Annotated in this window: 10 protein-coding genes; 8 read left to right on the top strand and 2 right to left on the bottom strand. The window is 30.6% G+C overall.

The annotated features are described in order from the left end of the window. Positions 1-219: 219 nt before the first annotated feature. The 5 genes from gmhA to ccoS are packed head-to-tail and all read left to right on the top strand — an operon-like array spanning position 220 to position 4,424. Positions 220-807, top strand: coding sequence for a D-sedoheptulose 7-phosphate isomerase (gene gmhA / locus QZZ48_RS12575; protein WP_294966425.1), 588 nt, complete (start codon positions 220-222; stop codon positions 805-807). A 6-nt stretch (positions 808-813) separates the two neighbouring features. Next, positions 814-1,335, top strand: a complete 522-nt coding sequence (gmhB, locus tag QZZ48_RS12570; protein ID WP_294966423.1) for a D-glycero-beta-D-manno-heptose 1,7-bisphosphate 7-phosphatase — start codon at positions 814-816, stop codon at positions 1,333-1,335. Further along, positions 1,322-1,807 (top strand): asparaginase domain-containing protein, encoded by a 486-nt coding sequence (locus tag QZZ48_RS12565; RefSeq protein ID WP_294966420.1) that lies wholly within the window; start codon positions 1,322-1,324, stop codon positions 1,805-1,807. Before gmhB ends, QZZ48_RS12565 begins: the two co-directional genes overlap by 14 nt. Next, entirely contained in the window at positions 1,797-4,187 is a 2,391-nt protein-coding gene (locus QZZ48_RS12560) for a heavy metal translocating P-type ATPase (protein WP_294966418.1), read from the top strand. The genes QZZ48_RS12565 and QZZ48_RS12560 overlap by 11 nt, the downstream gene beginning before the upstream one ends. 21 nt (positions 4,188-4,208) lie before the next feature. Then, positions 4,209-4,424 carry a cbb3-type cytochrome oxidase assembly protein CcoS gene (gene ccoS, locus QZZ48_RS12555; protein WP_294966416.1) on the top strand — a complete coding sequence of 72 codons (216 nt, stop codon included), beginning with the start codon at positions 4,209-4,211 and terminating at the stop codon, positions 4,422-4,424. A 69-nt stretch (positions 4,425-4,493) separates the two neighbouring features. Here ccoS and QZZ48_RS12550 read toward each other — a convergent pair whose 3' ends face one another. Next, positions 4,494-4,781 carry a cytochrome C gene (locus tag QZZ48_RS12550; RefSeq protein WP_294966414.1) on the bottom strand — a complete coding sequence of 96 codons (288 nt, stop codon included), beginning with the start codon at positions 4,779-4,781 and terminating at the stop codon, positions 4,494-4,496. 113 nt (positions 4,782-4,894) lie between these two features. On the opposite strand from QZZ48_RS12550, the gene rfaD reads away from it, so the two are divergent. The 3 genes from rfaD to QZZ48_RS12535 are packed head-to-tail and all read left to right on the top strand — an operon-like array spanning position 4,895 to position 7,919. After that, entirely contained in the window at positions 4,895-5,902 is a 1,008-nt protein-coding gene (gene rfaD / locus QZZ48_RS12545) for an ADP-glyceromanno-heptose 6-epimerase (protein ID WP_294966412.1), read from the top strand. Then, positions 5,902-7,332, top strand: coding sequence for a D-glycero-beta-D-manno-heptose-7-phosphate kinase (gene rfaE1, locus QZZ48_RS12540; protein ID WP_294966410.1), 1,431 nt, complete (start codon positions 5,902-5,904; stop codon positions 7,330-7,332). Before rfaD ends, rfaE1 begins: the two co-directional genes overlap by 1 nt. Continuing rightward, positions 7,326-7,919 carry a YfaZ family outer membrane protein gene (locus QZZ48_RS12535; protein ID WP_294966408.1) on the top strand — a complete coding sequence of 198 codons (594 nt, stop codon included), beginning with the start codon at positions 7,326-7,328 and terminating at the stop codon, positions 7,917-7,919. The genes rfaE1 and QZZ48_RS12535 overlap by 7 nt, the downstream gene beginning before the upstream one ends. A 24-nt stretch (positions 7,920-7,943) precedes the next feature. Here the strand turns inward: QZZ48_RS12535 and QZZ48_RS12530 are convergent. Beyond that, a partial coding sequence (locus QZZ48_RS12530; protein ID WP_294966406.1) for an FAD-dependent oxidoreductase occupies positions 7,944-8,662 on the bottom strand: 719 nt, incomplete at its 5' end.

Raw genomic sequence — 8,662 nt, 5'->3', positions numbered from 1 at the left:
CCATTCCGAACCCAGAAGCTAAGCCTCTCATCGCTGATAATACTGCACCTTTCAGGTGTGGAAACGTAGGTCGCTGCCTAGTTGATCAATTTACTTACTACAACACAATCAATCATTACATCTCAATTTATTATTAACTATCTTTTTACTTTTATTATTCTTTACCTTTCTATTATTGATAATTATGGTATTATTTCATATATTATTTTAGGATTATTTATGAAAAAATATATTAAAAATCAAATTAAAAAATCTTACGAAACTAAACAAGCTATTTATGAAAATGAAGAGTTATTAAATAAAATTTCAGAAGTCACTAAACTATGTGTTAAATTGTATAGAGGTTCAAATAAGACTATTCTAGCTGGTAATGGCGGTAGTGCTGCTGACGCACAGCATATTGCAGCAGAACTAGTTGGAAGATATGGTTTTGATAGACCATCAATTCCATCACTTGCTCTTACTACAGATACATCTAATCTAACTGCTATTGGAAATGATTATGGGTATGATAAAGTTTTTTCTCGTCAATTAGAAGGTATGGGACAAGAAGGTGATATATTTATAGGTATTTCAACATCTGGAAATTCTATTAATATTATTAATGCATTTAATAGTGCAAAAGAAAAAGGAATTACTACTGTTGCTTTGGTTGGTCGTGATGGTGGTGAAATGGCAAAATTAGCAGATTATGCTCTGATTGTTCCATCTGATTCTACTCCAAGAATACAGGAATCCCATATACTTATTGGTCATATTATATGCGATATTATCGAAAAAGAAATATTTGCTGATGGTGTAAACTAATTATATATGAATAAAGCACTTTTTCTTGATCGTGATGGAGTCATTAATGTCGAAAAGGACTATATCTATAAGATAGAAGATTTTGAATTTATTGATGGAATTTTTGAACTTTGTAAATACTACACTAATTTAGGCTTTTTAATTGTTGTTGTAACTAATCAATCTGGTATAGCTAGAAATTTTTATACTGAAAATGATTTTGATATATTAACTTCTTGGATGTTAAAAGAATTTCTTTCTCATGAAATAGATGTAAAAAAAGTTTATTTCTGTCCCCATCACCCTGATATATCTGGTCAATGTACATGTAGAAAACCTAATCCAGGTATGTTACTTCAGGCATCTAAAGAGCTTGAAATTGATCTTAAAAAATCTATAATTATAGGTGATAAAGAAAGAGATATTCTAGCTGGTATTAATGCTGGTCTTACCAATACATATCTGTTTGATGAAAGTAATACTATTAAAGTTTCCCAAGCGGGTGAAATTATTTCAAAATTAGAGGATATTTATAGTGTTAATTCTTAATAGTGGTGGTACATTCAATAATAGATATAATCCATTAAATGCTGAACTTGAAGTTCCATATGATAATAATGCTATTGAAAGAATACTACAAAGTGCACATATAGATTATGATTTAGCCGGTGTTGTTTATAAAAATAGTTTAGATATGGATATGAACGATAGAAAGATGCTCGCTAGTATTATTATGGAATCAAAAGATGATACATTTATTATTATTCACGGTACAGATACTATGAATATTACAGCTGAATTTTTATCAGAAATATTTGATGATAGAAAAATTATACTCACAGGCTCTATGAAACCTTTTGAGATAGATAATGTTGAAGCAAGCTTAAACTTAGGAATAGCTATTGGTTTTATTAAATCAAATCCTCAAAATGGTGTTTATATAACAATGAATGGATTTGTACAACCTTGTCAAAATATTGTTAAAAATAGAGTATTAGGAAAGTTTGAGCTTGTTAAATGATGTAGTATGTAGTCACTGTCACCTGAAGTTTGATGAATCAGTTATGATTAAAGAAGGAAGCCATTTCTTTTGTTGTAATGGTTGCCAAGGTGTTTTCAATTTGTTAAGTAATGAAGGATTAGATAGTTTTTATGATAAGACTTCTAACACTAAACTGACTCCTCCTACAAAAAAATATGAAGACTCATCAAGTTTTAACACAGAATCTTTTAGAGATGCTTTCATTAAAACAAACAATGATGGTTTTAATGAAGTGTCGTTGATAATTGAAGGAATCCACTGTTCAGCTTGTGTATGGTTAAATGAGAAAGTATTACATAGAATGGATGGTGTAATAGAAGCAAATATAAATTTTACAAATAATAAAGCAACGATTATTTGGGCTGATAATATTGTAAAACTATCTTCAATAATTGATATGATTCGTTCCATCGGCTATAACGCTTTTGCGTATGATGCATCTATTCAAGAACTTCATGCAAATAAAGAAAGAAAATCTTATTATTTAAAAATGGCAGTTGCTATCTTTGCATCTATGAATATTATGTGGATTGCTGTAGCTCAATATGCAGGTTATTTTAGTGGAATAACACAAGATATAAAAACAATTTTAAATGTAGCAGAAGGAATACTAGCTACTCCAGTTTTATTTTATAGCGGATGGGTCTTTTTTAAAGGTGCATATTACGGTCTTAAAACAAAAGTTATCAATATGGATATCTTAGTAGCAACAGGAGCATTATTAACTTATCTATACTCTATCTATATTACAATCACCCAACATGGAGAAGCTTATTTTGATTCAGTAAGTATGATTATTACTTTCGTGTTAATTGGTAAGTTCTTAGAAGTACTTAGTAAAAAGAATGCAGCTGATACTTTAGATATTATTGGTAGGCATATTCCTAGTGAAGTAAATATAATAATAGATGGTAATGTTCTTGCATGTAAACTAACTAATGTAAAAATTGGAGATATAGTTGTTATTGCATCTGGAGAGAAAGTCTTACTTGACGGTGAAATTGTTAAAGGAGAAGGTTCTTTTGATGAATCAAGCTTAACTGGTGAGAGTAATCCGATATACAAAAAAATTGCTGATAATATAATTAGTGGAACAACAAGCATAGATGCAGATATACACTTTAGAGCATCCAAAGATTTTAAACATTCAACACTTTCAAATCTTGTTACTCTTTTAGAATCAGCAATAAATAAAAAACCTAAAATCCAACAAATGGCAAATAAGTTGTCAGAACACTTCTCATCAGCTATTCTAGCCTTTTCATTTTTAACATTTTTTGTTTGGTTGCTTCTTGGAAATAGTTTTGAAATCTCTTTTATGATTGGTATATCAGTTATTGTTATAGCATGTCCTTGTGCTTTGGCTTTAGCAACACCGGTAGCCACATTAGTTGGACTTAGTATAGGAGCTAAAAAAGGAATACTTTTTAAAGAAGCGGCTCAATTAGAAACTATGGCCAAGGTTGACACTTTAGTTTTAGATAAAACAGGAACACTAACCATAGGAAAGCCAGAAGTCGTTAATACTAACATATATGGTGATTTTGACAAAGTATTATTATACTCGCTTACAAAACAATCTAAACACCCTGTGGCATCTGGTATATGTAAATTTTTAAAAGAAGAAAATACAAATATACAAGAAATAATATTCGATGAATTTTCTCAGATAGCAGGATCTGGTATAAAGGCTAAATATAATGATATAGAAGTTTTAGGTGGTAATTTTAAACTTTTGCAAGAGAATAATATATCAATAGATTTTATAACGGATAACACAGTCTTCTGCTATGTAGTTAATAATAAACTCCTTGCAATATATGAATTAAGTGATAAGATAAAAGATGGAGCTTTAGAGCTTGTAGAAGACTTACAAAGAAGAAATATAAATACTGTTATGCTTACTGGTGATAATGAGCATATTTCAAAAAAAGTTGCACTACAAGTTGGTATTACGGACTTACTTTATGAGCAAACTCCAGAGAATAAGGCTGAGTATATAGATAGCCTTCACAAGCAAAATAAAACAGTAGTGATGGTTGGAGATGGAGTAAATGATATATTAGCCCTGTCCTCTGCTGACATAGGAATAGTAATGGGTAGTGGAAGTGATATAGCTGTAGAAGTTAGTGATGTTGTTTTACTTAATAACTCTCTAAAGTCACTTCATGATTCTTTCAAAATTAGTAAAACAACTTACGGATTGATAAAGCAGAATTTATTTATATCTTTAGCCTATAATGCTATTACTATTCCATTAGCTATGGCAGGTTTTGTAATTCCACTTGTAGCTGCAATATCAATGTCTGTTAGCTCATTATTAGTTGTTGGTAATTCAATGAGAATAAGATATAAATGAAAAAAAAATTAAAGGGTTTAAATGGATAACTGGGTAATTACAATGATGCTTGGAGCTTCTATCTTTTTAGGAGCAATTGCACTTTTTGCTTTTCTTTGGGCTATTAAAAATGGTCAATTTGATGATGAAGAGAAATTTTTAAATGCTGCAAAATTTGACGGGGTAGACGAACTTAATGATGCAATAAAACAAGAACAGAAAAAAGAAGCTTTGAAGAAAAGTTATAGACCAGAATAAAAGTTTTGAAGAATAAGGTCACCCCACTTACGCTTTAGCGACGGGGGTGTCGGCATTTAGTGCCAAAAATTATTTACCTATAGTTTGTGAGAAAGCATCTAAATCAGCGTCAGAATATTTTCCAACTTGACCTTTCATAAGACCTTTCATTGGACCACCATAAGTTCCAGCTTTATAGCCTTTAAGTGCAGCAGAGATCTCAGCGTGAGTCATGATAGCAACATTTTTAGACTTACCTAGAGCTTTTTTACTCCAGTCAGCACCATGACAAGAAGTACATGCTTTACCATTCACTGCTGCCATTGAAGCTGTTGCTAGTGCTAAAGTAGCGATTGAAGCGATTACGATTTTTTTCATTTGATTTCCTCAGTATTAATTTTCAAGCCAATTATAGTGATTTGACTCTTAAATACATGTTAATGAATTATAGTGTATGATTTTATTAAAATTAATACGACATGGATAAGTAAATGAGATATATAGAAGATGACTTAAAAGAAAAAACAATTTTAATAACTGGTGGAGCCGGATTTATAGGCTCTAACTTAGCTTTTTATTTTCAATATAATCATCCAGAAGCAAAGGTTGTTATTGTCGATAGTTTTAGAAGTGGCGAAACATTTTCAAATGCTAATCTAAAAAGCTTTGGACACTTTAAAAATTTAATAGGCTTTCGTGGCGAGGTCATAAGTGGAGACATAAATGACAAAGAGCTGCTTCTAGATTTAGAAATAAACTATAAATTTGACTATATATTTCATGAAGCTGCTATTTCTGACACAACAGCATTAGAACAAGATTTAATGATAAAAACAAATGTAAATGCGTACAAAGATCTTTTAGAGTTAGCCTTAAGACATGACGCGAATATGATATATGCCTCTTCTGCTGCAACTTATGGAAATGCTGAGTCTCCTCAAAAAGTTGGTAGAGAAGCTCCTCAAAATGTTTATGGTTTTTCTAAATTAAGTATGGATAACTTAAGCCGTGAATATATGAAAAATTGTGACATTTCTATTGTAGGGTTAAGATATTTTAATGTTTATGGAGCTGGTGAGTACTTTAAAAATAGTACTGCTTCTATGGTACTTCAATTTGGACATCAAATATTATCTGGAAAAAACCCTAGACTATTTGAAGATAGCGATAAAATCCTTCGTGATTTTATATATATAGAAGATATTATTCAAGCTAATATTAAAGCCATGAACCCTAAAGAGAGTGGCATCTATAATGTAGGAACAGGAAAAGCTAGAAGTTTTCAAGATATAGTTGACATACTTCAAATTGAACTTGGCACAAGTCTTACTTGTGAATATATTCCAAATCCTTTTATTGGTAGTTATCAGTTTCACACAGAAGCAGATATAGATGCAACTCGAGAAGCTTTAGGCTATGAGCCAAGGTTCGAGATGGAAGAAGCTATCAAGTCTTATGTAAGTGAAATAAAAAGAATATACGATGAAGAAGTAAAGTAATGCAAACTCTTAAAAATTATACTCCAAAGATATTAGTCGTTGGTGATCTAATGATAGATCATTATCTATGGGGTAGTTGTGATAGAATTTCTCCAGAAGCACCTGTACAAGTTGTTGATATATCCAAAGAAACAACTGTACTTGGAGGAGCTGGTAATGTTATCAACAATCTTAATGCTCTTGGTGCAGAGGTTAGTGTTAGTAGTGTAATTGGTGATGATGATAATGGTTTAGAACTTAAGGAAATGCTTCACAGTATTAATGTTGATAGCTCAAATTTAATAGTTCAAACAAGCAGAAAGACTTCTAAAAAAAGTCGTATAATAGCTGTGAGTCAGCAAATACTTAGATATGATAAAGAGAGTAAGAATGAGATTGAGAGTGAATCTGTTGAAAAAATCATAGATTCTATTTCAAGTAATATAACTTCTTTCGATGCTGTAATTCTTTCTGATTATGGAAAAGGTGTTTTAACTCCTGAACTTTGTCAAGGGATTATATCTCTTGCAAATAAGAATAAAATAAAAGTTCTTGTGGACCCAAAGGGAAGTGATTTCTCAAAATACAAAGGCGCATATCTTTTAACACCTAATAAAAAAGAGGCTGTGTTAGCAACAAATATAGATATAAAAGATGATGTTTCTTTAAAAAAAGCACTTTTAAAATTAAAAAAAGAAATTGATTTAGATATTTCTCTTATTACACTATCTGAAGATGGAATAGCAACTTATGATAATGAAGTTAAGATATTTCCAACAGTTGCCAAAGAAGTATTTGATGTTACCGGTGCTGGTGATACAGTTATTGCATCTATCGCATTTGGGCTTAGTGCTAAAAAAAGTATAGAAGAAACAGCATCTTTTGCAAATTTAGCTGCGGGAGTTGTAGTTGGAAAGATTGGTTCTGCTACTGTTACATTAAATGAGATTGAAGAATATGAAGCTTCTTTGCATAAAAGTACATCAGATGCACATATTAAAAGTTTTAAAGACATAAATCAAATTGTAAATCGTTGTAAAGATAGTGGCAAAAAAGTTGTATTTACTAATGGATGTTTTGATATTTTACATGTCGGTCATGTGAAATACCTTCAAGAAGCAAAAAGTTTTGGTGATATTTTAATTGTTGGCTTAAACTCAGATGAATCTGTTTCAAGACTCAAAGGACCAAGTCGTCCTATTAATATCGTTCAAGATAGAGCTTATATATTAGCGGCACTAGAAGCTGTAGATTTTGTTGTTCCTTTTGAAGAAGACACTCCTTATGATCTTATCAAAATGATAGGACCTGACACCCTTGTAAAGGGTGGTGATTATAAAGGTAAGGATGTTGTTGGAACTGAATTTGCTTGTGAGCTAAAACTGGTGGATTTTGTCAATGGCAAAAGTACAACAAAAACAATTCAAAAAATAGAAGGAAAATTATGTTAAAAAAACTTGGACTAATTACCATTTGTGCAGGTTCAGTCTTTGCTATGAACAATGCAGAGCTTAATTTAAATGATAAAGATTTAGAAGTTGGCGTAAAATTTGATATGGGTCAATATAATGAAAATGTTGAGCCAGAAAGTGTATTTTTTGGTGGAAAAATTATCAAAGGTTCTAACGATAATAGCGATTATTCAAGTGGCAGTGATATTGAAGAATTTTTAGAAGCAAATTTATTAGTTCAAACAAAAGTTGAAGAGACTGATTCCACATTTGGTATGGGAATTAAATTTAATTATACTAAGAATTATGCTTCTATCCCACTGGGTTTAGAACTCAAGTATAGAATTGACGCGGTTGAAGAATATCCTGTTTATGTTAAAGGTTCTCTATATTATGCCCCAACAGTACTTTCTTTTAGAGATTCAGAAAACTTTTTTGAATATAGAATACAAGCTGAACTTGAAGTTATGAAAAATGCCATTGTATCTCTTGGTTATAGATCTATAGACACTAATTATGATAGTAAAAGTGGTGGAGATGTAAACTATAACAAGTCTTTATATCTTGGAGTGAACTTCTCTTTTTAATTGGATCAATAGCTCTTTTTAGAGCTATGATTTATCTTTTCGTGCGGCTTTATAAAAAAGCTTCTGAGTTGAAATATCTTTTGGTATCGGACTTTCATTTAAAATATGCTCACTTAATATTTTTGCTAAGTATGGAGCAAAAACAAATCCTCTCGATCCCAAAGCGTTAATAATATAGGTATTTGGATAATAATCTAAACAATCTTGCGAAATTTTTGTACCATTTTTTATCGATGGATGCTTTTTTAATGAACTTTCATAATTTACTATTTTTCCAATAAGAGGGAAATAACTTTTGATTGTGGCTCTTGCCCCTTTATAAGTTTTCACTACTTCTAAGTCTTCTAAATTTATTAATTCCTTAGCTTTACTTAAAAGAGAATTTACTTGATCTTTTTCCTGATCTACATAAAAGTTACATTTATCGCAAGTTGTAATACATTCTAATTGTGAAGAATCATGTCTATCATGAGTTGCACCAATCGCAACCATACCATCTTTTTTATTAGTAGATATAGAAATTGATTTATGTATATTAAAAGGAATATTTGTACTTGTCTTTACATCAATTCTAAGTCCAAAAATAGGAGATATATTAAAATATGGATGACTAACAAGAGATTTACTTACCCCTTGAGCTAGAATTATTTTTTTAGCTTTAATATCTTCTACGTAGTATATATTATCTTTAAAAATCAACTTATAAATATCTTTTTTATAAAAGTCACAATCCTCTACCATCT

It is taken from the genome of Sulfurimonas sp. (assembly GCF_016744025.1).
Taxonomy (GTDB): domain Bacteria; phylum Campylobacterota; class Campylobacteria; order Campylobacterales; family Sulfurimonadaceae; genus Sulfurimonas.
The sequence above is the reverse complement of the archived record's forward strand: the minus strand, read 5'-3'. Positions and strand labels throughout refer to the sequence as shown.